This window comes from Sphingobium sp. WR1 (assembly GCF_059693745.1).
Genome location: NZ_JCATID010000003.1, coordinates 218,735 through 241,940 on the forward strand (window position 1 = coordinate 218,735; position 23,206 = coordinate 241,940).

The 23,206-nt window shown below is 64.2% G+C and carries 27 protein-coding genes; 24 read left to right on the forward strand and 3 right to left on the reverse strand.

All coding sequences use genetic code 11. The features are described from left to right. Positions 1 to 4: 4 nt before the first annotated feature. The 6 genes from secD (at position 5) to AC58EF_RS05895 (ending at position 6,507) form a co-directional block, all read left to right on the forward strand. Positions 5 to 1,603: a protein translocase subunit SecD gene (gene secD / locus AC58EF_RS05870; protein WP_497275221.1), complete on the forward strand. Its 1,599-nt coding sequence runs from the start codon at positions 5 to 7 to the stop codon at positions 1,601 to 1,603. Between the two features lie 19 nt (positions 1,604 to 1,622). Then, the gene (gene secF / locus AC58EF_RS05875) at positions 1,623 to 2,609 is read left to right on the forward strand and encodes a protein translocase subunit SecF (RefSeq protein ID WP_497275222.1); all 987 of its coding nucleotides are present in this window, start codon (positions 1,623 to 1,625) and stop codon (positions 2,607 to 2,609) included. 47 nt (positions 2,610 to 2,656) lie between these two features. Beyond that, positions 2,657 to 2,998 (forward strand): Mth938-like domain-containing protein, encoded by a 342-nt coding sequence (locus tag AC58EF_RS05880; RefSeq protein WP_497275432.1) that lies wholly within the window; start codon positions 2,657 to 2,659, stop codon positions 2,996 to 2,998. Positions 2,999 to 3,180: 182 nt separating this feature from the next. Then, positions 3,181 to 4,299 carry a Ppx/GppA phosphatase family protein gene (locus AC58EF_RS05885; RefSeq protein WP_497275223.1) on the forward strand — a complete coding sequence of 373 codons (1,119 nt, stop codon included), beginning with the start codon at positions 3,181 to 3,183 and terminating at the stop codon, positions 4,297 to 4,299. Next, positions 4,296 to 4,973: an RlmE family RNA methyltransferase gene (locus AC58EF_RS05890; protein WP_497275225.1), complete on the forward strand. Its 678-nt coding sequence runs from the start codon at positions 4,296 to 4,298 to the stop codon at positions 4,971 to 4,973. The genes AC58EF_RS05885 and AC58EF_RS05890 overlap by 4 nt, the downstream gene beginning before the upstream one ends. A 25-nt stretch (positions 4,974 to 4,998) precedes the next feature. Next, positions 4,999 to 6,507, forward strand: coding sequence for a YifB family Mg chelatase-like AAA ATPase (locus tag AC58EF_RS05895; RefSeq protein ID WP_497275227.1), 1,509 nt, complete (start codon positions 4,999 to 5,001; stop codon positions 6,505 to 6,507). A 797-nt stretch (positions 6,508 to 7,304) separates the two neighbouring features. Here the strand turns inward: AC58EF_RS05895 and AC58EF_RS05900 are convergent. The 3 genes from AC58EF_RS05900 to AC58EF_RS05910 form a co-directional block, all read right to left on the reverse strand. After that, on the reverse strand, positions 7,305 to 7,688 hold the full coding sequence (locus tag AC58EF_RS05900; RefSeq protein ID WP_497275229.1) for a bactofilin family protein: 384 nt from the start codon (positions 7,686 to 7,688) through the stop codon (positions 7,305 to 7,307). After that, positions 7,669 to 8,850 (reverse strand): M23 family metallopeptidase, encoded by a 1,182-nt coding sequence (locus AC58EF_RS05905; protein ID WP_497275230.1) that lies wholly within the window; start codon positions 8,848 to 8,850, stop codon positions 7,669 to 7,671. Before AC58EF_RS05905 ends, AC58EF_RS05900 begins: the two co-directional genes overlap by 20 nt. Before the next feature lie 151 nt (positions 8,851 to 9,001). Next, complete coding sequence (locus AC58EF_RS05910; protein WP_497275232.1) at positions 9,002 to 11,305, reverse strand: putative bifunctional diguanylate cyclase/phosphodiesterase; 2,304 nt, start codon at positions 11,303 to 11,305, stop codon at positions 9,002 to 9,004. Positions 11,306 to 11,658: 353 nt separating this feature from the next. On the opposite strand from AC58EF_RS05910, the gene rpsL reads away from it, so the two are divergent. The 18 genes from rpsL (at position 11,659) to rplE (ending at position 23,162) form a co-directional block, all read left to right on the forward strand. Further along, positions 11,659 to 12,030 (forward strand): 30S ribosomal protein S12, encoded by a 372-nt coding sequence (gene rpsL / locus AC58EF_RS05915; RefSeq protein ID WP_004208728.1) that lies wholly within the window; start codon positions 11,659 to 11,661, stop codon positions 12,028 to 12,030. 18 nt (positions 12,031 to 12,048) lie between these two features. Further along, positions 12,049 to 12,519: a 30S ribosomal protein S7 gene (gene rpsG, locus AC58EF_RS05920; RefSeq protein ID WP_021227559.1), complete on the forward strand. Its 471-nt coding sequence runs from the start codon at positions 12,049 to 12,051 to the stop codon at positions 12,517 to 12,519. 158 nt (positions 12,520 to 12,677) lie between these two features. Continuing rightward, the gene (gene fusA, locus AC58EF_RS05925) at positions 12,678 to 14,750 is read left to right on the forward strand and encodes an elongation factor G (protein ID WP_497275235.1); all 2,073 of its coding nucleotides are present in this window, start codon (positions 12,678 to 12,680) and stop codon (positions 14,748 to 14,750) included. Between the two features lie 136 nt (positions 14,751 to 14,886). Beyond that, entirely contained in the window at positions 14,887 to 16,077 is a 1,191-nt protein-coding gene (tuf, locus tag AC58EF_RS05930; protein ID WP_497275237.1) for an elongation factor Tu, read from the forward strand. A 211-nt stretch (positions 16,078 to 16,288) separates the two neighbouring features. After that, positions 16,289 to 16,597 carry a 30S ribosomal protein S10 gene (rpsJ, locus tag AC58EF_RS05935; RefSeq protein ID WP_007686587.1) on the forward strand — a complete coding sequence of 103 codons (309 nt, stop codon included), beginning with the start codon at positions 16,289 to 16,291 and terminating at the stop codon, positions 16,595 to 16,597. 286 nt (positions 16,598 to 16,883) lie between these two features. After that, positions 16,884 to 17,639: a 50S ribosomal protein L3 gene (gene rplC / locus AC58EF_RS05940; RefSeq protein ID WP_497275434.1), complete on the forward strand. Its 756-nt coding sequence runs from the start codon at positions 16,884 to 16,886 to the stop codon at positions 17,637 to 17,639. A gap of 3 nt (positions 17,640 to 17,642) precedes the next feature. Continuing rightward, complete coding sequence (rplD, locus tag AC58EF_RS05945) at positions 17,643 to 18,266, forward strand: 50S ribosomal protein L4 (protein WP_497275240.1); 624 nt, start codon at positions 17,643 to 17,645, stop codon at positions 18,264 to 18,266. Continuing rightward, positions 18,259 to 18,576, forward strand: coding sequence for a 50S ribosomal protein L23 (locus tag AC58EF_RS05950; RefSeq protein WP_497275242.1), 318 nt, complete (start codon positions 18,259 to 18,261; stop codon positions 18,574 to 18,576). The genes rplD and AC58EF_RS05950 overlap by 8 nt, the downstream gene beginning before the upstream one ends. A gap of 10 nt (positions 18,577 to 18,586) precedes the next feature. Further along, positions 18,587 to 19,423, forward strand: coding sequence for a 50S ribosomal protein L2 (gene rplB / locus AC58EF_RS05955; protein WP_066859655.1), 837 nt, complete (start codon positions 18,587 to 18,589; stop codon positions 19,421 to 19,423). 5 nt (positions 19,424 to 19,428) lie between these two features. Then, complete coding sequence (rpsS, locus tag AC58EF_RS05960) at positions 19,429 to 19,707, forward strand: 30S ribosomal protein S19 (protein WP_497275244.1); 279 nt, start codon at positions 19,429 to 19,431, stop codon at positions 19,705 to 19,707. Then, entirely contained in the window at positions 19,707 to 20,093 is a 387-nt protein-coding gene (rplV, locus tag AC58EF_RS05965; RefSeq protein WP_013847761.1) for a 50S ribosomal protein L22, read from the forward strand. The genes rpsS and rplV overlap by 1 nt, the downstream gene beginning before the upstream one ends. Before the next feature lie 4 nt (positions 20,094 to 20,097). Continuing rightward, on the forward strand, positions 20,098 to 20,793 hold the full coding sequence (gene rpsC, locus AC58EF_RS05970) for a 30S ribosomal protein S3 (RefSeq protein WP_021239758.1): 696 nt from the start codon (positions 20,098 to 20,100) through the stop codon (positions 20,791 to 20,793). Between the two features lie 21 nt (positions 20,794 to 20,814). Further along, positions 20,815 to 21,246 carry a 50S ribosomal protein L16 gene (gene rplP, locus AC58EF_RS05975; RefSeq protein ID WP_066700949.1) on the forward strand — a complete coding sequence of 144 codons (432 nt, stop codon included), beginning with the start codon at positions 20,815 to 20,817 and terminating at the stop codon, positions 21,244 to 21,246. A 3-nt stretch (positions 21,247 to 21,249) separates the two neighbouring features. Further along, a complete protein-coding gene (rpmC, locus tag AC58EF_RS05980) occupies positions 21,250 to 21,453 on the forward strand; it encodes a 50S ribosomal protein L29 (protein WP_013847759.1) in 204 nt (67 codons plus the stop codon). Positions 21,454 to 21,468: 15 nt separating this feature from the next. Then, entirely contained in the window at positions 21,469 to 21,732 is a 264-nt protein-coding gene (rpsQ, locus tag AC58EF_RS05985) for a 30S ribosomal protein S17 (RefSeq protein ID WP_009820639.1), read from the forward strand. A gap of 178 nt (positions 21,733 to 21,910) precedes the next feature. Beyond that, positions 21,911 to 22,279 carry a 50S ribosomal protein L14 gene (rplN, locus tag AC58EF_RS05990; protein ID WP_007686569.1) on the forward strand — a complete coding sequence of 123 codons (369 nt, stop codon included), beginning with the start codon at positions 21,911 to 21,913 and terminating at the stop codon, positions 22,277 to 22,279. Beyond that, a complete protein-coding gene (gene rplX, locus AC58EF_RS05995) occupies positions 22,279 to 22,590 on the forward strand; it encodes a 50S ribosomal protein L24 (RefSeq protein WP_497275248.1) in 312 nt (103 codons plus the stop codon). Before rplN ends, rplX begins: the two co-directional genes overlap by 1 nt. After that, the gene (gene rplE, locus AC58EF_RS06000; protein ID WP_497275249.1) at positions 22,590 to 23,162 is read left to right on the forward strand and encodes a 50S ribosomal protein L5; all 573 of its coding nucleotides are present in this window, start codon (positions 22,590 to 22,592) and stop codon (positions 23,160 to 23,162) included. The genes rplX and rplE overlap by 1 nt, the downstream gene beginning before the upstream one ends. Positions 23,163 to 23,206: the final 44 nt, after the last annotated feature.

Here is a 23,206-nt window from a genome sequence, read left to right on the forward strand (position 1 = left end):
TCTCATGCTGAACTTCTCGCGCTGGGCGGTTGCCGCGATCCTCCTGCCCTTGGTGCTCGGCGTCCTGTGCGCCGTGCCCACCTTCCTGCCGGAGGCGACCGTGGCGAAGCTGCCCGGTTTCATGCAGACGCGCGTCAATCTGGGCCTCGACCTGGCCGGCGGCAGCCATTTGCTGCTGGAAGCGTCGACCCAGGATGTGGCCAAGCAGCGGCTCGCCAATATGGAGGAGCAGGTCCGCACGGAGCTGCGCCGGGGTGAGACCCGGATCGCGATCGGCGACATCTCCAGCCGCGACGGGAAGCTCAGCTTCATGGTCCGCGACCCGAGCCAGGTCGACGCCGCGGTCGAGCGCATCCGTCCGCTGACGCAGGGCGCGGGGCTGACCGGCCAGCGCGACTTCAATGTCGAGGTGGTGAACAGCTCGACCATCGTCATCACCCCGACCAGCGCCGGCATCAGCAATGCGGTCAAGAGCGCGATGGAAGTCGCGACCGAGGTGATCCGCAAGCGCATCGACGAGATGGGCACGCGCGAACCGACCATCCAGCAACAGGGCGACAATCGCATCGTCGTGCAGGTGCCGGGGCTTCAGGATCCCAAGGCGCTGAAGGATTTGCTCGGCCAGACCGCCAAGCTCGAATTCAAGCTGGTCGACATCAACGCCAACCCGGCCGAAGTGGCGCAGGGCCGTGCGCCGGTCGGCAGCGAAGTCCTGCCCTATCCGGACAATCCGACCGGCGTGCCGGTGATCGCCGTCAAGCGGCAGGTGATGGTGTCGGGCGAGGATCTGACCGACGCCACGCAGGGCTATGACCAGAACAACCAGGCGATCGTCAACATCCGCTTCAACGGCTCGGGCGGCCGTAAATTCGGTCAGGTGACGTCGCAGAATGTGGACCGCCCCTTCGCCATCATCCTGGACGGCAAGGTGCTGTCGGCGCCGAACATCAATGAACCGATTTTGGGCGGCAGCGCCCAGATCAGCGGCAGCTTCACCGTCGAAAGCGCTAACCAGCTCGCCATCGCGCTGCGCTCGGGCAAGCTGCCCGTCGCGCTCGCCGTGGTGGAGGAGCGCACGGTCGGGCCGGGCCTTGGCGCCGACTCGATCCGCGCGGGCCTGATCGCCTCGATCATCGCGGTGGTCGCGGTCGCCGCCTTCATGTTCCTCAGCTATGGCCGCTTCGGCGTCTATGCCAATATCGCCGTCGCCATCAACGTGCTGGTCATCCTGGGCGTGATGGGCATCCTCGGCGCGACGCTGACCCTGCCCGGCATCGCCGGCTTCGTGCTCACCATCGGCACGGCGGTCGACGCCAACGTCCTCATCTATGAGCGCATCCGCGAGGAGCGGCGGCGCGGGCGCGGCGTGGTGCAGGCGATCGAGTTCGGCTATAAGGAAGCCAGCCGCACCATATTCGAGGCGAACGTGACCCATGCGATTGCAGGGGGAATCATGCTCGCGCTGGGTTCCGGCCCGGTCAAGGGCTTCGCCATCGTGCTGCTGATCGGCATCGCGACCAGTGTGTTCACGGCCGTGACCTTTACCCGCCTGCTCGCCGCGCGCTGGGTCCGCACCAAGCGCCCGACCGAAATCATCATCTGACGGGGCGGGAGAGAAAAACATGAAACTGCTCAAGCTTGTCCCCGACAACACCAATATCGGCTTCGTCGCGATGCGGAAATGGGCGTTCGCGCTTACCGCATTGCTGACGGTGCTGGCGGTCGGCGCGACGCTCCACAAGGGACTCAATCTGGGCGTCGACTTCGTCGGCGGCCTGATGATCGAGGCGAAATTCCCGCAAAATGTCGAAACCGACAAGGTGCGCGCCACGATCGGCCGGCTGGGCGTGGGCGAAAGCTCGCTCCAGCAGTTCGGTGATCCCAAGACGGTGCAGATCCGCCTGCCGCTGCCGGAACAGGGTGGCGCGGGCGCGGCCAATGCGGTTGTGGAAAAGACCCGCAAGGCGATGACGGCGGAGTTCCCCGGCGTCACCTTCTCCCGCTATGACACGGTGTCGGGCAAGGTGTCGGGCGAACTGATCCAGACCGGCGTGCTCGCGGTGATGCTGGCGGTGGTCGGCATCGCGATCTTTTCCTGGTTCCGCTACGAATGGCAGTTCGGCGTGTCGACCTTCGTCGCGATCATGCACGACGTGTTGATGACGCTGGGCTTCTTTGCCGTCACGCAACTGGAATTCGACCTCAACATCGTGGCGGCCGTGCTGACGATCGTGGGCTATTCGATCAACGACAAGATGGTGATCGACGACCGTATCCGCGAGAATATGCGCAAATATCGCAAGATGGACATGAAGGCGCTGATCGACTTGTCCGTCAACGAAACGCTGCCGCGCACGGTGATGACGTCGCTGACGATCCTGCTGGCGCTGGGGTCGCTGCTGCTGTTCGGCGGCCATGTGCTGCGCGGCTTCACCGCGGCGATGATGCTGGGCGTCGTGGTCGGCACCTATTCGTCCATCTATGTGTCGTCTTCGCTGTTGATTTCGCTGGGCCTGACGCCCGCCGCTTCGGAGAAGAAGGCGGGCAGGAAGGGCTATGCCGGCAATGCCGAGCGCGTCGGTCCCCGTGACGACGGAGCGCGACCCTGACCGATTCCGGCATCAAGCTGCGCCGGGATGATGATGGCCAGGGGCCGATCGTCACCGGTTTCCAGGGCCGGGGCTTCCGGGTGCGCGACGATGTGTTCCCCGATGGCCTGTTGCTCAGCCCCGTGCGGGCGCTGGCCTGGGCCGACGCGCCGGCGCTGGATGCGCTGACATTGGCGTCGCTCGGCGATCTCTTCGACATCGATCCCCGCCCTGAATTCCTGCTGCTGGGCACAGGCGCAAGACTGCGCCAGCCACCCCGTCCCTTCGTGCGGGCGGTGGAAGCGCTCGGTATCGGGGTCGAGGCGATGGACAGCCGCGCCGCCGCCCGCGCCTGGGGCGTGCTGCGCGCCGAGGAACGGCAGATCGTGGCGGCGCTGCTGCCGCTTTGAGGTGACGGACCGGCGTTCCTCCGCCGGCTGGTCAAGGCCCTGCACCCAGTAAGCGGCAGGTGGGGAACCGCCCGCGATGGGCGGCGCCCCCCTCCTTGCGCATCTCCCCGTATCTGCTTAAGCATGATGGCAAGTTCCGGTCCCGTCTTTGGGACTGGCGATAAGCAGAAGTGAGTTACGGCATGGTGCAGCAGAGCCGCCCATCGCCGCAGAGTTCCGGCCCGGCCGGCCGTTATGCGGGCAAGCGCGCCCGCTCCGGTCCGGGCGATGGAAGCAAGGCTGCGGCCATACCTCCCCCGTCGAAGCAGCGGGGATTCGCGCTTCACGGCGCACGCGAGCGGCGATCCTATGCCGCGATCGACCTGGGCACCAATAATTGCCGGCTGCTCATCGCCAAGCCTTCGTCCGACGGCTTCATCGTCGTCGACGCCTTTTCGCGGATCGTGCGGCTGGGTGAGGGGCTGGCGTCGACCGGCCGGATCAGCGACGCCGCGATCGACCGGGCTATCGCCGCCCTGTCGGTGTGCGCCGACAAGCTGCGCCGCCGCCATGTGACGCTCGCCCGTTCGGTCGCGACCGAGGCCTGCCGCCGGGCCTCCAACGGCGCCGAGTTCATCCAGCGCGTCTATCGCGAAACCGGGATCGCGCTCGACATCATCAGCGCGCAGGAAGAAGCGCGGCTGGCGGTGCTGGGCTGCCATGCGCTGCTGGAGCCGGGTGACGGCCCTGCGCTGATCTTCGACATTGGCGGCGGGTCGACCGAACTTGTGCTGGTCGACGCCCATGGCGACGGCGCGCCGCGCATCGTCGATTGGGTGAGCGCGCCCTGGGGCGTGGTGTCGCTGACCGAGAGCGAGGCGTTCGACCATGAAGATCCGGGCGAGCGGCTGGCCGCCTACGGCCGGATGCGCGCGCGGGTGTCCGACGCCTTCTCGTCGCTTGCCCGTCGGCTGCCGCAAGGCGCGGAGGGCATCCGCCTGCTCGGCACTTCGGGCACGGTGACGACGCTGGCCAGCCTGCATCTCAACCTGCCGCGCTATGACCGGCAGGCGATCGACGGATTGATCGTGCCGTGCGAATCGATGCGCGCCATTTCGGACCGGCTGTCGGGCATGGCGCTGGCCGAGCGGCAGAAGCTGCCCTGCATCGGCACCGAGCGCGCCGACCTGGTGGTGGCGGGCTGCGCCATATTGGAATCGATCCTGGACATCTGGCCAGCCGAGCGGTTGGGGGTCGCCGATCGTGGCATCCGCGAAGGCATATTGCGCGGCCTGATGGACCGCGACGGGGGTGTGATGTGAGGGGTAGCGGCGCCGGCAAGGTGCGGGTCAAGTCGGCCAAGGGGCGCACGGCGCAATCGGTGCGCTGGCTGGAGCGGCACCTGAACGATCCCTATGTCCGCAAGGCGAAGGCGGAAGGGTGGCGCAGCCGCGCCGCCTTCAAGCTCATTGAGCTGGACGAGAAATTCCATTTCGTGAAGGGATCGCGCGCCGTGGTCGACCTGGGCGTCGCGCCGGGCGGCTGGGCGCAGGTGGTGCGCAAGATGGCGCCCAAGGCCGCCGTGGTCGGCATCGACCTGCTGCCGACCGATCCGATTCCGGGCGTCACCCTGTTCGAAATGGACTTCATGGACGACAAGGCGCCCGACCTGCTGCGCGCGGCGCTGGGGCAGGAGCCGGACCTGGTGATTTCCGACATGGCCGCCAATACGGTCGGCCATGCCCAGACCGATCATCTGCGCACCATGGGTCTGGTCGAGGCGGCCGCCTTGTTCGCGGTCGAAAATCTGCGCAAGGGCGGCACCTTCGTCGCCAAGGTCTTTGCCGGCGGCACCGACGCCGAATTGCTGGCGGTGCTCAAAAAGCATTTCACGACGATCAAACATGCCAAGCCGCCCGCCAGCCGCAAGGGCAGCGTCGAATGGTATGTCGTGGCGCAGGGGTTCAAGGGACGCGCTGACGAACCGACTGAATAAGTCAGGCAACGGGGACGGGGGGAAATTGGTCGCTACGGTTTCGACGGTCGCCTATCTGGGGCTGGAGGCGCGCGCCGTCGAGGTGCAATGCCAGCTGGTCCCCGGCCTTCCCAATTTCATCCTCGTCGGCCTGCCCGACAAGGCGGTGGCCGAAAGCCGCGAGCGGGTACGCAACGCCATCGCCGCCATCGGCCTGTCGCTGCCGCCCAAGCGAATCACGGTGAACCTGTCCCCGGCCGACCTGCCCAAGGAAGGCAGTCATTTCGATCTGCCGATCGCGCTCGCCCTGCTGGGCGCGATGGGGGTGATCGATGCCGAGACGCTGGCGGGCTATGTCGTGGTCGGTGAACTGGGGCTGGACGGGCGGACGGCACCCTCGCCCGGCGTTCTGCTGGCGGCGCTCCATGCGGGCGGGCAGGAGATGGGGTTGGTCTGCCCGGCCGCCCAGGGCGCGGAGGCTGCCTGGGCCGGACAGGTGGAGGTGGTCGCCGCGCCTGACCTGCTGAGCCTGCTCAACCATTTCAAGGGGACGTCGGCGCTGTCGCCGCCGCAGCCCGGCGCGGTCGATGCGCCGGTGCGGAGCGCGGACCTGAAACAGGTGAAGGGGCAGGAGGTCGCCAAGCGGGCGCTGGAGATCGCGGCGGCGGGCGGGCATAATCTGCTGATGGTCGGCCCTCCGGGCGCGGGCAAGTCGCTGATGGCGAGCTGCCTGCCGGGCATATTGCCCGACATGACCCCGTCCGAGGCGCTGGAAAGCTCGATGGTGGCGAGCGTCGCCGGGACGCTGGAAGGCGGGCGGATCAGTCGGGCGCGCCCGTTCCGCAATCCCCATCATAGCGCCTCTATGGCCGCTCTGGTCGGCGGTGGCCTCAAGGCGCGGCCGGGCGAGGTGAGCATGGCCCATCTGGGCGTGCTGTTCCTGGACGAGCTGCCCGAATTTCAGCGCACCGTGCTCGATTCGCTGCGCCAGCCGCTGGAGACCGGCGAGGTGACGGTGGCGCGGGCCAATGCGCATGTGACCTTCCCGGCGCGGGTGCAACTGATCGCGGCGATGAACCCGTGCCGCTGCGGCCATCTGGGCGATCCGGCGCTGGCCTGCTCCCGCGCGCCGCGCTGCGCATCGGACTATCAGGCCAAGGTGTCGGGGCCGTTGCTGGACCGCATCGACCTGCATGTCGAGGTGCAGGCGGTGACGGCGGCCGATCTGGTCCTGCCGCCGCCCGCCGAGGGATCGGCGGAGGTTGCGGCGCGGGTCGCGACCGCACGGGCGATCCAGACGGCCCGCTATGCCGGGAGCAGGGTGCGCACCAATGCCGAGGTGGATGGCGCGCGGCTGGAGGATGTCGCCGGACCGGACGAGGCGGGGCGGCAATTGCTGGCGCAGGCCGCCGCTGCGATGAAGCTGTCGGCGCGCGGTTATACGCGGGTGCTGCGCGTGGCGCGGACGATCGCGGACCTGGGCGGGGCGGCACAGGTGGGCCGGGTGCATGTCGCCGAAGCGCTCAGCTATCGTCGGCGCGCGCCTGTCAATTAGCGGCTGTTCGTGTCAGCCCATCTGCAAGCGTCTGGTTTCTAACGAAGTTCACACTGTGGCGGGTGCGCGTCCGCGTGCGTGATTTTTTCGGCATGTGAAAGACGAAAAGGCTAATCTGGCCGGCGGTAAATAGGACAGGCTGAAATGATGTCCTGATGGGGAAATAGGATGTTTTTTTGCCCCGCCTGTGGCCGTGTGGTCACGGGCTGAAGGAAGGGGTAGGGGGAAGCGACCAGGAGCGGCCAGAAAAGTAAGCCATATCCTTCTCCCTTGAGGGAGAAGGATATGGAGCCTTGCCGCAAAGCGGCTAGGCGGAGTTGGATGAGGGGGATTGGCGCTAAGTTAGCGCTATTGCGCAAGGCCGCATCCCCCCTCACCCAGCTACGACTAGGCAGCAAGCTGCCAAGTCTTCACATCCCTCTCCCTTAAGCGAGAGGGCAAGAATGCCCGCCATCCACCCACATCGGCACGCATTCCCCGATCCCGAGAAGGCTCAGGGAAGGGGCTGGACGCTGATAAGCGTATAGATGCCGATCACGATTCCGCCGCCGGCAAAACCCAGCAGGAAACGGCGAATATCCGGCCAGAAGTCGGGACGTTCCATGGCGCACCTCTTCCCATCGGGATGACGGCGCGGGCGATAGCGCCGGGGACGGGGTGCCGCCAGTGACAAATATCGTTAGGGACGCCCGCGAACCCTCATGCGCTCGCTTCGGTTTCTTGGACGTCCTGCCGGGTCGAAGTGGCGTGCGACCGTTTCTCGACTTCGCTCGAAACGAACGGAGGATGGTGCGGGATTAACCCGCGCTGTCGTTGGCGATCAGTTTGAGTTCCGCCGCCGGCGCGTCCTTGTCCCTGTGGGCGAAGCGGCCCTCGATCCGGCTACCCGCCTCGATCGTAATCGTGGCGTAGCTGACATCGCCAGTGATCCGGGCGCTGCTTTCCACCACCAGTTCCTGCGCATCGATCGACCCGTCGACCAGCCCGGCGAGGCGCGCGCTCTGCGCGGTGACATGGCCGGTGATGCGGCTGTCCGGTCCCTGCACCAGCGATGCACAGCTTATGTCGCCCTCGACCACGCCATCGACATGAAGGTCGACCGACGCGGTCAGGTTGCCGTTGATCGTCACGTCCCCGCCGATCAGCGAGAAGGGCGTATGCTTAGCTCCGGTCGCCGACATCGGCGAAACGGGCCGTGGCGACTTGCTGGATTTGGAGAACATCCTTGCGGGCCTCGAGGAAGGAGCGGGGATTGACGGCCTGGCCGTTCAGCCGGACCTCGAAATGAAGATGCGGGCCGGTGGAGCGTCCCGTGGAACCCATAAGGGCGATCTTCTCGCCGCGCGAGACCTTTTCACCGACATGCGCGGCAAAGCCGGACAGATGGGCATAGCGGGTCATGATGCCGTTGCCATGCTCGACCTCGACGACATTGCCATAGCCCTGGCGCTGGCCGACGAAGCTGACCTTGCCGTCGGCGGCGGCGTTGATCGGCTGTCCGCGGCGGCCAGGGAAATCAAGCCCGGCGTGGAAGGCGGCATGGCCGTTGAACGGATCGCGACGATAGCCGTAGGAACTGGAGAGCATGGGCGTGGCGGTCGGCTGGCCCGACGGGATGGTCAGCAGGCTGCGTTCCAGAAATTCCATCCGCGCCATGGCGTCGGCCAGATGTTCCAGTTCGCCGGTCATCGCGCCCTTGTCGCCCTTCCAGGGAACGAAGGGACCGCCCTGGGCGCGGGCGGCGCTGCGGGCGAGTTTGTCGGGGTTGAGGCCGAAGCTGCGGATGGCGGCCGCCGCCTTGTCGGCGCGGCGCTCGACCGCGCGGGTCAGCAGCAGCGCGAAACGGCGCTGGCGCTCCTCCAGCCTGACCAGCGGCGCGGCTTCGGGCGCCATGCTGATCTTGGTGGAGAGGCTGTCCTTCCTGTCGCCCTTCTCCGACCCGACCAGGTCGGCGCCGGCCTTGTCGCCATCCTCGGCGCCGAAATGGGTCTTGTAGAGATCGTCCATGAAGTCCTGGCGGGCTTCCAGATCCTGCGCCAGATCCTCGACCGACTTGCGATAGCCCTCCACCTTACTGGCGGCGGTGGCGACCGACTTGCCTTGGGCGCTGAGCGCCGCGCGTTGCTGCGCCATGGCGGTGCTGTCGATCAGCATCGACAAGGTGACGCCGCCCCAGCCGATCAGCGCGGCCGCCGCGAGGCAGGCGGCGCCCATCTGGGCGCGGCGCGAAATGCGGATGAATCTGACCTGACCGCCGGATCGCAGGAAAATTTCCCGCTCAGGGCACAGGGCGTTAAGCCGGTCCCGGAGGCCGGCCACCCCCTTTTTCTTCTGATGCGACAACGCGACCCCGCAATTTTATTCTGCGAGTCGGGCCGATAACAAAGCTTTACCCTTCGCGCGAATCCGGTGCCCCGGACTCGTGACGAATCGAATGGTCAGCGCGATGAAATGAATGGATCGAATTTTGGTTCCGTCATTCTGACAGAATTTTTCACTTTTTCATGGCCTGAGGGAGGGCGCATGGCAGGGCGCCGGTGCGCAGCCGATCCTCCACAGCCCTGGCCGGCATGGCGGCGCCGAAATGATAGCCCTGGCCATAATGGCATCCGCCGGCGCGTAGATAATCAAGTTGCCTTTGATTTTCAACGCCTTCTGCCACAGTTTGGATGCCGAGACTGTAGGCCAGGTTCAGCACGGTGCGGACGATGGCCGCGTCGTCGGGATCGGTCTCCAGGTCGCGCACGAAACGCTGGTCGATCTTGATGATGTCGATCGGAAACTGCTTGAGATGCGAGAGCGACGCATAGCCGGTGCCGAAATCATCCAGCGCGATGGCGACGCCGCCTTCGCTCAGCCGCTGCAAGGCGCGGCCTACCCGATCGGCATTGCGGCCGAGAAACACCGATTCGGTGACTTCCACTTCAATCGTAGCGGGCGGCAGGCCGGCTTGGGCCAGACGATCGAGCAGCCGGTCCGCGAAGCTGTCGTCATTGAGATCGGCGCCGGAGACATTGAAGGCGACATGGCCGAAGGCAAGGCCCGCGTCGCGCCAGCGACAGCAATCGGTGACGATGCCGTCGATCATTTGCGCCGTGATCGCCGGCCCCAGTTCGGGATGTTCGAAGGCGGCTGCGATGTCGCCGGGCATGATCATCGCGCCGGTGGCGGTAGGGCAGCGGAACAGCGCCTCGAACCCCTGCAACTCGCCGGTGTCGAGGACGATCTTGGGCTGGTACCAGGGGACGGGGCGTTCCTGCGCCAGGACATGGCGCGCCCGGTCCAGCATCGCCGCCTCGCGTTCCCAGCTTTCGAGCAGGCCGGGGCCGAACAGGGTGGCGCGGCCCCGGCCGCTGTTCTTGGCATGATAGAGCGCAATGTCGGCATGTTTGATCAGCGCGGCGACGTCATCGGCATGGTCGGGGAAGAGGGCGACGCCGATGCTGACCCGGCTTTCGATCGCCCGGCCGCGATAGCTGAGCGGGGCATGGAGATGTTCGCTGATGCGGGCGAGAATCGGCTGGAGCGCATCGGCATCGGGAAGACGGGTGAGAAGGACGGCGAACTCGTCACCGCCCATGCGCGCGACCAGATCGCCGGGACGCAGCGCGTGCCGCAGCCGCCCAGCGACGGCACAGAGCAGCGCGTCGCCCGCATCATGGCCGGCGGTGTCGTTGACGCGCTTGAATTCGTCGAGGTCGATCAGCAGCACGGCCGACAGGCTGGGGCGCGCGCCCATCGTCACCGTCGCCTGGGTCAGCGCGGCCATGAAATGCGCGCGGTTGGCGAGGCCGGTCAGCGCATCGGACATGGCCAGATGCTCCAGATGCTGTTCCGCTTCCTTGCGTTCGGTGATGTCGACCACGCTGGTGACGAAACAGGGTTCGCCGTCGATCACGATCGGGCGCGTGGATAGCAGCGCGCTGCGGATCGCGCCGTCACCGCGGCGGAGCCGGCATTCGAAATTGTCGATCACCTCGCCGCGCTGGAGTCGATGAAATAGTTCGTCGCGGGATGGCAGGTCGATATAGGTCCGGTCGACATTGTCGAGAGTTACCTCCTGCCCGGCCGCATAGCCTTCGGTGGCGGCGCGATTCATCCGCAGGACGCTGCCGTCGCGGCGCGTGACCAGCAGCGGCAGAGGCACGGCCATGAACATGCGCTCCAGCGTGTCGCGGCTGTCGGCGAGCGCCGCCTGCGCGGCACGGGCAAGCCGCCCCGCCGTCCATTCCTGCCGTTGCAGCCGGTTGTTGCGGGCGATCGCCAGCCACATGCCGCAATGGAGCATCAGCATCGCCAGGATCATGCCGAGCATGGTGCGGGAGGCGGGAGCCGGCGCGAGATAGCCGATCAGCAGCGCGGCGCCGCATCCGAGACCGCCGCCGACATTGCCGCGGAAACTGGTCGGCACGACCAGATAGAAGACCAGCGGCAGCATCACCAGCACGAACAGGGCGATGTCGCTGCGGGAACTGACGAGGAAGGCCACGCCGATTGCCGTCACCACTTGCCAGGCGAAGCAGATTCGTTCGACTGCGGGAAAACTTGTCATGCGGCGGCAGAGCCACAGGCAGGCAAGCGACCACAGGACGACCGAGACGCGCGCGGGCACGGCGATCCAGAAATGCGGCGTACCGGCGAAGCGCCAGTCGCTCAGCAGGAACAGGCCGTTGAGAAGGGCCGACAACAGGAACAAAAGACGCGCATGGCGACGATATTCGGGCAGCCGTTCGGCCTGAAAGGCCGATTCCCTAGCGGGGTCGCGAAACTCGCCGGTGAAGGGGGATAATAAGGTCACGTTTCGCCCATGCTGCGCCGGGGCGAGAGGGTAAAACAGTTACAGTTACCAATTCCCTAACCTTTTGAAATGACGTAGAGCATCGGTCGCTGGAGGCGGGTGCACGGTCGCCACCTTGACCCCTGGCCCGCGCATCGCTATAGCGCCGCTCGCCCAGCGGCCTGCCGTGCGAAGACTCGTCTCCATCGCGTCCTGTTGGCTGAGCAACATTAGAGCTGAACATTGCCGGGTGCTCTTGTGGCTCCAGGGGATATTCATCCCCGGGGCCTTTGCCGTTTTGGACATGCATATGTCCGGGCGGCATGGAACACGGGAATGATCCGGTAAAGTAACTGAAAAAGGTGAAGGGCTTCATGCCAACAATCAACCAGCTGGTCCGCAAGGGCCGCGAGCTGCAGAAGACCAAGTCGAAGGTCCCTGCAATGGATGCGAACCCGCAGAAGCGCGGCGTTTGCACCCGCGTCTACACGACGACCCCGAAGAAGCCGAACTCGGCTCTCCGCAAGGTGGCGAAGGTGCGTCTGGTCAACCAGCGCGAAGTCATCACCTATATTCCGGGTGAAGGTCACAATCTTCAGGAGCACAGCGTCGTGCTGATCCGTGGCGGCCGCGTGCGCGACCTTCCCGGTGTGCGCTACCATGTGCTGCGCGGCGTTCTGGATACCCAGGGCGTCAAGGACCGTAAGCAGAGCCGTTCGAAGTACGGCGCGAAGCGTCCGAAGTAAGAAGGGGAGACCAGAAATATGTCACGTCGTCGTCGCCCCGAAAAGCGCGTCATCCTGCCGGATCCCAAGTTCGGCGATATCGTGCTGTCGAAGTTCATGAACAGCATCATGCAGGACGGCAAGAAGGCCGTTGCTGAATCGATCGTCTATGGCGCTCTCGAAACCGTCGAGACCCGCGCCAAGAAGGATCCGATCGGCATGTTCCACGATGCGCTGAACAATGTGAAGCCGGGCATCGAGGTCCGCAGCCGCCGCGTCGGCGGTGCGACCTACCAGGTCCCCGTCGAAGTGCGCCCCGAGCGCGCCCAGGCGCTGGCCATCCGCTGGCTGATCACCGCCGCGCGGAACCGCAGCGAAACCACGATGGCCGCCCGCCTGTCGGGTGAGCTGCTGGATGCCGCCAACAACCGCGGCAATGCCGTGAAGAAGCGCGAAGACACGCACCGCATGGCGGAAGCGAACCGCGCCTTCTCGCACTATCGCTGGTAAAAAGGGCAAGCGGGCGCCGCGAGGTGCCCGCTTTGTTATCTGGCACTTGAATCGGTCCGTTCGCCGGGGGTCTACCCATGGCGGACGGATTGGTTTAGGGGCCACGCGCAGAATAAACGAATCCCCAACCGCCGGCGCACCGGCAACGGAGAAGCATCATGGCCCGCAGCCATCCGCTCGAACGCTATCGCAATTTTGGTATCATGGCGCATATCGACGCCGGCAAGACCACGACGACCGAGCGTATCCTTTACTATACCGGCAAGTCCTACAAGATCGGCGAAGTCCATGACGGCGCCGCCACCATGGACTGGATGGAGCAGGAGCAGGAGCGTGGTATCACCATCACGTCGGCTGCGACGACCTGTTTCTGGAACGACCACCGCCTGAACATCATCGACACTCCCGGCCACGTCGACTTCACCATCGAAGTCGAGCGTTCGCTGCGCGTGCTCGACGGCGCGGTCGCCGCATTCGACGGCGTGGCGGGCGTGGAACCGCAGTCGGAAACCGTATGGCGCCAGGCGGACAAGTATAAGGTGCCGCGGATGTGCTTCATCAACAAGCTCGACCGCACCGGCGCCAACTTCTATTATTGCGTGCAGACGATCATCGATCGCCTGGGCGCGACCCCGGCCGTCCTGTATCTGCCCATCGGCGCCGAATCGGATTTCAAGGGCCTGGTCGATCTGGTCGAGAACCGCGCCATCATCTGGAAGGATGAGAATCTGGGCGCCGAATTCTCCTATGAAGAGATTCCCGCCGACCTCGCCGACAAGGCCGCCGAATATCGCGAAAAGCTGATCGAGCTGGCCGTCGAGCAGGACGATGCCGCGATGGAAGCCTATCTGGAAGGCAATCTGCCCGACGTCGCGACCCTCAAGAAGTTGATCCGCAAGGGCACGCTGGGCCACGCCTTCGTGCCGGTGCTGTGCGGTTCGGCATTCAAGAACAAGGGTGTTCAGCCGCTGCTCGACGCCGTTGTCGATTATCTGCCGAGCCCGCTCGACATCGAAGACGTCCAGGGCGTCAAGATGGACGGCGAGACGCCGGACAGCCGTCCGACCAGTGACGATGCGCCGTTCGCAGGCCTGGCATTCAAGATCATGAACGACCCGTTCGTCGGCTCGCTCACCTTCCTGCGCGTCTATTCGGGCACGCTGACCAAGGGCACCTATCTGAACTCGGTCAAGGACAAGAAGGAAAAGATCGGCCGTATGCTGCTGATGCATGCGAACAGCCGTGAGGACATCGACACCGCCTATGCCGGCGACATCGTCGCGCTGGCCGGCATGAAGGAAACCACCACCGGTGATACGCTGTGCGCCGAGCGCCAGCCGATCATTCTGGAGCGGATGGAATTCCCCGAGCCGGTCATCGAACTGTCGGTGGAGCCCAAGACCAAGGCCGACCAGGAAAAGATGGGCGTCGCGCTCAACCGCCTGGCCGCGGAGGATCCGTCCTTCCGTGTGTCCACCGATCACGAATCGGGCCAGACCATCATCAAGGGCATGGGCGAACTTCACCTCGAAATCCTCGTCGACCGCATGAAGCGCGAGTTCAAGGTCGAGGCGAATGTCGGTGCGCCGCAGGTGGCCTATCGCGAATATCTCGCGAAGCCGGTCGACATCGACTACACCCATAAGAAGCAGTCGGGCGGCACCGGCCAGTTCGGTCGCATCAAGGTGAAGATCACGCCGGGCGAGCGCGGCGCGGGCATCATCTTCAAGGATGAGATCAAGGGCGGTAATATTCCCAAGGAATATATCCCGGCGATCGAAAAGGGTATGCGCGAAACCGCGGCCACCGGCTCGCTCATCGGCTTCCCGATCATCGACTTCGAAATCCTGCTGTACGACGGCGCCTATCACGACGTCGACTCGTCGGCGCTGGCGTTCGAAATCACCGGTCGCGCCGCAATGCGCGAAGCGGCGCAGAAGTCGGGCATCAAGCTGCTCGAACCGGTCATGAAGGTCGAAGTCGTGACCCCGGAAGAATATCTGGGCGACGTGATCGGCGACATGAACAGCCGTCGGGGCCAGATCCAGGGCACCGACAGCCGCGGCAACGCGCAGGTGGTCGAGGCGATGGTCCCGCTGGCCAACATGTTCGGCTATGTGAACTCGCTGCGCTCCTTTACCCAGGGCCGTGCGAACTACTCGATGATCTTCTCGCACTATGACGAAGTGCCGCAGAATGTGGCGGACGAAGTCAAGGCGAAGATGGCCTGACGGTTTTCCTTGGCCGACCTGTGGAAACGGGTCGGTTAGGGGCTGGTAATATCGAAATTTGCTGCTATGGACGCGCCTTCGCAAGGCGCGGCCGAGCGGTCAAACCACATCGGATTTGATTAGAAGGTAGGAAAAAATGGCTAAGGCTAAGTTTGAGCGGAACAAGCCGCACTGCAATATCGGCACGATCGGTCACGTCGACCATGGCAAGACCTCGCTGACCGCCGCCATCACCAAGGTCCTCGCCGAAACCGGCGGCGCGACCTTCGTCGACTATGCCAACATCGACAAGGCGCCCGAAGAGCGCGAGCGCGGCATCACCATTTCGACCGCCCACGTCGAATATGAGACCGAAGCCCGTCACTACGCGCACGTCGACTGCCCGGGTCACGCTGACTATGTCAAGAACATGATCACCGGCGCCGCCCAGATGGACGGCGCGATCCTGGTCGTGTCGGCCACCGACGGCCCGATGCCGCAGACCCGCGAGCACATCCTGCTCGCCCGCCAGGTCGGCGTGCCGCAGCTCGTCGTGTTCATGAACAAGGTTGACCTCGTCGACGATCCGGAAATCCTGGAACTGGTCGAGCTGGAAATCCGCGAACTGCTGAGCAGCTACGACTTCGACGGCGACAACATCCCCGTCATCCCCGGCTCGGCCGTGAAGGCGCTGGACGGTTCGAACGACGAAATCGGCAAGCAGGCTGTCCTGAAGCTGATGGCTGCCGTCGACGAATTCATCCCCCAGCCGGAGCGTCCGGTCGACAAGGCGTTCCTGATGCCGATCGAAGACGTGTTCTCGATCTCGGGTCGCGGCACCGTCGTCACCGGCCGTGTCGAAACCGGCATCATCAAGGTTGGTGAAGAAGTCGAGATCGTCGGTCTGAAGCCGACCGCCAAGACCACCGTCACCGGCGTCGAAATGTTCCGCAAGCTGCTCGACGAAGGTCGCGCGGGCGACAACATCGGTGCCCTGGTTCGTGGCACGAAGCGTGAAGAAGTCGAGCGTGGTCAGGTTCTGGCGAAGCCGGGCACCATCACCCCGCACACCGAGTTCGACGCTGAAGTCTACGTCCTGTCGAAGGAAGAAGGCGGCCGTCACACCCCGTTCTTCGCGAACTATCGTCCGCAGTTCTACTTCCGCACCACCGACGTGACCGGCGAAGTGATCCTCCCCGAGGGCACCGAGATGGTCATGCCTGGCGACAATGTGAAGCTCGGCGTCAAGCTGATCGCTCCGATCGCGATGGACTCGGGCCTGCGCTTCGCGATCCGCGAAGGCGGTCGTACCGTCGGCGCAGGGGTTGTCGGCACGATCTCGAAGTAATATAGGACCGCAGCGGCGCGGATCGCCTGATTCGCGCCGCTGAGGATTTTTTGCCGCCCCGGATCGCCTTTCTCCGGCTCGCATGAGCTAGAAGGGCAATTTGCGGGGCGGATATTTTTTTTGTTGGCGCATTTTCACAAGTCATCGGCTGCTCCGGTTGATTTTTGAAAATGTTCTAAGTTTTTGGCTCTTTCGCATCGGTACAGGAACAATGGACAGCAACATCCGTATTCGTCTCAAGGCGTTCGATCATCGCGTGCTCGATCAGGCGACTGGCGACATCGCCGACACCGCCCGCCGCACCGGCGCCCTTATCCGCGGTCCGATTCCTCTTCCGACGCGCATCGAAAAGTTCACGGTCAACCGTGGTCCGCACATCGACAAGAAGTCGCGCGAGCAGTTCGAAGTCCGCACCTACAAGCGTATGCTTGACATTGTGCAGCCGACGCCGCAGACGGTCGACGCGCTGATGAAGCTGGACCTGGCTGCCGGCGTGAACGTCGAAATCAAGCTGGCCTAAGCCGGCAAGTCCCCGCTTTCCGAATGGAGGGCAGGGTATCGGGCATTCCGCCGCTCTACTTTAGGGGGTCGGAAGCTCAAACGACACAAGGGATACCGCACGGCCCTCCGGTGAACCGGAAAGGCGCGTGGTCCTGGTCCCCCGTCGCTGGTCCCGGTGAGGGGTCGGCATCCAACCCGGACGGGGTGATCTATATTTTGGGTTGGGCCGCGAAGGAGAGATCCTGAGCGGTTTTTTCGTTGGATACGCCCGCTGCTAAGGTGGGCCTCTATGGGAGTAATCAGTGATGCGCACAGGCGTGATCGCTAAGAAAGTCGGGATGACCCGTCTGTTCCAGGAGGACGGACGTCATATTCCCGTTACGGTTCTGGCCCTTGAGGGCAATCAGGTCGTGGCTCGCAAGGAAGTTGAGCGTGACGGTTATGTCGCGGTTCAGCTTGGTGCGGGCGTCGCGAAGGTCAAGAATGTCGCCAAGCCGCAGCGCGGCCACTTCGCCAAGGCGGAAGTGGAGCCGAAAGCGCGCCTGGTCGAATTCCGTGTCGCCGAGGATGCGCTCCTCGATGTCGGCGCCGAGATCGCGGCCGATCATTTCATCGCCGGCCAGCTGGTTGACGTCGCCGGTCACACCCAGGGTAAGGGTTTCGCCGGCGCCATGAAGCGCTGGGGCTTCGGCGGTATGCGCGCCACCCACGGCGTGTCGATCAGCCACCGTGCCCATGGTTCGACCGGTAATCGCCAGGATCCGGGTCGCGTCTTCAAGAACAAGAAGATGGCCGGCCACATGGGCGACCGCGAGCGGACCCAGCAGAACCTCGAAATCGTCCGCACGGACGTCGAGCGTGGCCTGCTGTTCGTCAAGGGTTCGGTTCCGGGTGCCAAGGGCACCTGGCTGACCGTGTGTGACGCCGTCAAGGTGAAGCGCCCCGCCGACGTTCCCTATCCCGCCAGCCTGAAGGCTGCCGCGAACAGCAACAATGCTCCGGCCGAGACGCCCGCTGAAGACGCGGCCGCTCCCGAAGCGACCGAAGGCCAGGAGGGCTAAACCATGAAGGTCAATGTACAGACCCTCGACGCGCAGGCGGCTGGCGAGCTGGAGCTGAACGATGCCGTGTTCGGTGTCGAGCCCCGCACCGACATCCTGCATCGCGTCGTCACCTGGCAGCTGGAAAAGCGTCGTGCCCCGGCCCGCGCCACCCGCGAGCGTTCGGACGTTGCCCGCACCGGCAAGAAGTTCGGTCGCCAGAAGGGCGGCGGTACGGCTCGTCACGGCGATCGCAAGGCGCCCGTGTTCATCGGCGGTGGTAAGGCTCATGGTGCTCGCGCCCGTGACTTCGGCCACGACCTGAACAAGAAGGTTCGCGCGCTCGGCCTGAAGATGGCCCTGTCGGCCAAGGCCAAGGACGGTTCGCTGATCGTTCTGGACAGCTTCGACGTGGCCGAAGGCAAGACCAAGAATCTGGTCGCGCACCTTGCCAAGCTGAACCTGAACAAGGCGCTGTTCATCGACGGCGATGCCGTGAACGTCAGCTTCGCGAAGGCGTCGGCCAACATCATCGGCGTGAACCTGCTGCCGGCCGTTGGCGCCAACGTCTACGACATCCTGAAGGCCGACTCGCTGGTGCTCACCCGCGCCGCGGTCGAAAAGCTGGAGGCCCGTTTCAATGGCTAAGAAAGAAGCCGCGACCGTGGACAACCGTCATTTCGATGTCGTTGTCGCGCCGGTCATCACCGAGAAGTCGACCCTTCTCTCCGAGAACAACGCCGTTGTCTTCAAGGTTGCTGGCGATGCCACCAAGCCTGAGATCAAGGCGGCTGTCGAGGCGCTGTTCGGCGTGTCCGTGAAGGCGGTCAATACGCTGGTGCAGAAGGGCAAGGTCAAGCGCTGGAAGGGCAAGCCCTACAAGCGTTCGGACGTGAAGAAGGCGATCGTGACGCTTACTGCCGACAGTAAGCCCATCGACGTCACCACCGGTATTTGAGGCGGGATAGATGGCACTCAAGCACTATAACCCGACGAGCCCGGCCCAGCGTGGCCTGATCCTCGTCGACCGCAGCGGCCTGCACAAGGGCAAGCCCGTCAAGGCGCTGACCGAAGGCAAGCGCAAGACCGGTGGCCGCAACAACAAGGGCCATGTGACCTCGCGCGGCATCGCGGGCGGTCACAAGCAGCGTTACCGCATCATCGACTTCAAGCGTCGCCTGTGGGACGTCGAAGGCACGGTCGAGCGTCTGGAATATGACCCCAACCGCACCGCTTTCATCGCGCTGGTCAACTATCCCGACGGCACCCAGGCCTATATCCTGGCGCCGCAGCGTCTGGCGCCCGGCGACAAGGTCGTCGCGGGCAAGAAGACCGACGTGAAGCCGGGCAACGCGATGGAACTCGGCCAGATGCCGGTCGGCACCATCATCCACAATATCGAGATGAAGCCCGGCAAGGGCGGTCAGCTCTGCCGTTCGGCGGGCACCTATGCCCAGCTGGTCGGTCGCGATCGTGGCATGGTGATGGTCCGCTTGTCGTCGGGCGAGCAGCGCTACATCCGTTCGGACTGCATGGGCACCGTCGGTGCCGTGTCGAACCCGGACAACGCCAACACCAACCTTGCCAAGGCCGGCCGTAACCGCTGGCTCGGCAAGCGTCCGCTGACGCGCGGTGTGGCGAAGAACCCGGTCGACCACCCGCATGGTGGTGGTGAAGGCCGGACCTCGGGCGGCCGTCATCCGGTCACGCCCTGGGGCAAGCCGACCAAGGGTGCGCGCACCCGCCACAACAAGGCGACGGACAAGTTCATCATCCGTAGCCGCCACGCGAAGAAGAAGAGGTAAGCGAGATGGCTCGTTCCGTCTGGAAAGGTCCGTTCGTGGACCTCAGCCTTCTGAAGAAGGCGGAAACGGCGCAGGACGCCGGTGGCCGTGCTGGCCCGATCAAGACCTGGTCGCGTCGGTCCACCATCCTGCCGCAGTTCGTTGGCCTGACGTTCAACGTCTATAATGGCCGCAAGCATGTTCCGGTCCTCGTGAACGAGGAAATGGTGGGTCACAAGCTGGGCGAATTCGCCCCGACCCGCTACTTCCCCGGCCACGCTGCCGACAAGAAGGGCAAGCGCTAATGAGCAAGGAAAAGGCTCCCCGTCGCGTCGCCGACAATGAGGCGCTGGCCGTCGGCACGCAGATCCGTGGTTCGGCCCAGAAGCTGAACCTGGTCGCCACGCTCATCCGCGGCCGCAAGGTCGAGGACGCGCTGAACATCCTCGCCTTCTCGAAGAAGGCGATGGCGGTCGACGTGCGCAAGGTGCTGGCTTCGGCCATCGCCAATGCGGAAAACAATCACAATCTGGACGTCGACGCGCTGGTCGTCGCGGAAGCATCGGTGGGCAAGAGCTTCACCCTGAAGCGCTTCCACGCTCGCGGCCGCGGCAAGTCGACCCGGATCCTGAAGCCCTTCAGCCGCGTGCGCATCGTCGTGCGTGAAGCTGCTGAAGAAGCGGAGGCGTAAGACTATGGGTCACAAGAGCAATCCGATCGGTCTGCGTCTGCAGATCAACCGCACCTGGGACAGCCGCTGGTTCGCGGAAGGCGCCGACTATGGCCGCCTGCTGCTGGAGGATCTGAAGATCCGCCAGTATATCATGAAGAACCTGCCGCAGGCCGCGATCTCGAAGGTCGTGATCGAGCGTCCCGCCAAGCTGTGCCGCGTGTCGATCTACGCTGCCCGTCCCGGTGTCATCATCGGCAAGAAGGGCGCGGACATCGAGAAGCTGCGCAAGAAGCTGGGCAGCCTGACCTCTTCGGACGTCAGCCTGAACATCGTCGAGATCCGCAAGCCGGAAATCGACTCCAAGCTCGTTGCGCAGGGCATCGCCGACCAGCTGGAACGCCGCGTCGCCTTCCGCCGCGCCATGAAGCGCGCGGTGCAGTCGGCCCTGCGTCTGGGCGCCGAAGGCATCAAGATCACCTGCGGCGGCCGTCTGGGCGGCGCGGAGATCGCGCGCGTGGAATGGTATCGCGAAGGCCGCGTTCCGCTGCACACGCTGCGTGCGAACGTCGACTATGCCGAAGCCGAAGCCCACACCGCCTATGGCGTGTGCGGCATCAAGGTCTGGATCTTCAAGGGCGAAATCCTTGGTCATGATCCGATGGCCACCGACCGGCTGATGCTGGAGGCTCAGACCTCCGGCGTGCGCCCGGCGCGCTGAAGATAAGAAGGTAATAGCGTCATGCTGCAACCGAAGAAAATGAAGTTCCGCAAGGCCTTCAAGGGCCGGATCAAGGGCGACGCCAAGGGCGGTTCGGCTCTGAATTTCGGTTCCTACGGCCTCAAGGCTCTGGAACCCGAGCGCGTCACCGCACGTCAGATCGAAGCGGCCCGCCGCGCGATCACCCGCCACATTCGCCGTCAGGGCCGTCTGTGGATCCGCGTGTTCCCCGACGTGCCGGTTTCGAAGAAGCCTGCCGAAGTCCGTCAGGGCAAGGGCAAGGGTTCGGTCGAATATTGGGCTGCCCGCGTCAAGCCGGGCCGCATCCTGTTCGAACTGGACGGCGTACCCGGTCCGCTCGCAGCAGAGGCCTTCTCGCGCGCCGCGATGAAGCTGCCCATCAAGACGAAGGTCGTTGCCCGCCTCGGCGACACCTCGCACCTGGAGGGTTAAGCCGTGGCGAACGTCGCAGACCTCAAGACCAAGACGGACGACGAACTGTCGACCGAACTCAACAACCTGAAGCGCGAGCAGTTCAACCTGCGTTTCCAGGCGGCCACCAATCAGCTGGAAAAGCCCAGCCGGGTGCGTGAAGTCCGCCGGTCGATCGCGCAGATCAAGACCCTTCAGTCCGAGCGTTCGCGCTCGGCTGCGAAGTAAGAAGGAAATCACACGATGCCCAAGCGCGTGCTGACGGGAACGGTGGTTTCCGACAAGACCGACAAGACGGTTGTGGTTCGGGTGGAGCGCAAGGTGAAACATGCGCTCTACGGCAAGATCATCCGTCTGTCGAAGAAGTATCATGCCCATGACGAGGGCAATGTCTACAAGGAAGGCGAAACGGTCCGCATCGAAGAGACCGCTCCGATTTCCAAGCTCAAGACCTGGAAGGTCATCGAGCGCGTGGACACCCACAAGTCGCCGGAAACGGCGGCCTGAGGGAGGCTCGCTGAGCCTTTGACCTAAAAATGCGGCGCGGGGCTGGCCTTTTCCTTTCGGAAAGGGTACAGGCCCGCGCTTCGCGTAGAGTCAAAGGCTCGTTGGTGAGTCTCTATGCACTTGAATTCGGAACCGCCGGGAATTGTCCCGGTAGGCCAAATAAGAAGGAACCGGATCCATGATCCAGATGCAATCCAATCTTGACGTCGCTGACAACAGCGGCGCCAAGCGCGTCCAGTGCATCAAGGTGCTGGGCGGCTCGAAGCGTCGCTTCGCGAGCGTGGGCGACATCATCGTCGTCTCGATCAAGGAAGCTGCGCCTCGTGGCAAGGTGAAGAAGGGTGACGTGCATCGTGCCGTCATCGTGCGCACCGCCAAGGACGTGCGTCGCGCTGATGGCAGCGTGATTCGCTTCGACGGCAATGCCGCTGTGCTCATCAATAAGAACGAGGAGCCGATCGGCACCCGTATCTTTGGCCCGGTCGTTCGCGAACTGCGCGCCAAGAAGCACATGAAGATCATCTCGCTTGCGCCTGAGGTGCTGTAATGAGCGCTGCCAAGATCAAGAAGGGCGACAAGATCGTCGTCCTGGCCGGCAAGGACAAGGGCCGTACCGGCGCCGTCCTTCAGGTGCTGCCGAAGGAGGACAAGGTCCTCGTCGAAGGCATCAACGTCCATGCGCGTCACCGCAAGCCCGATCAGGCCAACCCGCAGGGTGGCATCGATCGCAAGCCTGCGCCGCTGCACATTTCGAACGTCGCTGTCGCCGACAAGGATGGCAAGCCGACCCGCGTCCGTTTCGAGGACCGCGACGGCAAGAAGGTCCGCGTCGCCGTCAAGTCCGGTGAGGTGCTGTAATGAGCGACAAATATATCCCGCGCTCGAAGGCGCTCTATGACGCCGAAATCGCCAAGGCGATGACCGAGAAGTTCGGTTACAAGAACGTCATGGAAGTCCCCAAGATCGAAAAGATCACGCTCAACATGGGCGTGGGCGAAGCGACCCAGGACAAGAAGAAGGTCACGCAGGCCGCCGAGGAAATGGAGCTGATCGCAGGGCAAAAGCCGGTCATCACCAAGGCTCGCAAGTCGATCGCGCAGTTCAAGCTGCGTGAAGGCATGCCGATCGGCGCCAAGGTCACGCTGCGCCGCGAGCGCATGTATGAATTTCTGGACCGCCTGATCAACATCGCTCTGCCGCGCGTTCGCGACTTTCGTGGTCTGAACCCCAAGAGCTTCGATGGTCGTGGCAACTACGCCTTTGGCATCAAGGAACAGCTGATCTTCCCGGAGATCAGCTACGACAAGATCGACAAGGTGCGTGGCATGGACATCATCGTGACCACCACGGCGAAGACGGACGATGAAGCGCGCGAACTGCTGCGCCTCTTCGGCTTCCCCTTCCCGCTCGAAGAGAAGCAGGCGGCCTAAGCGGCCCCGCTTCTCTCCCAAACGCTTAAGCTAAGGAAGAGAAC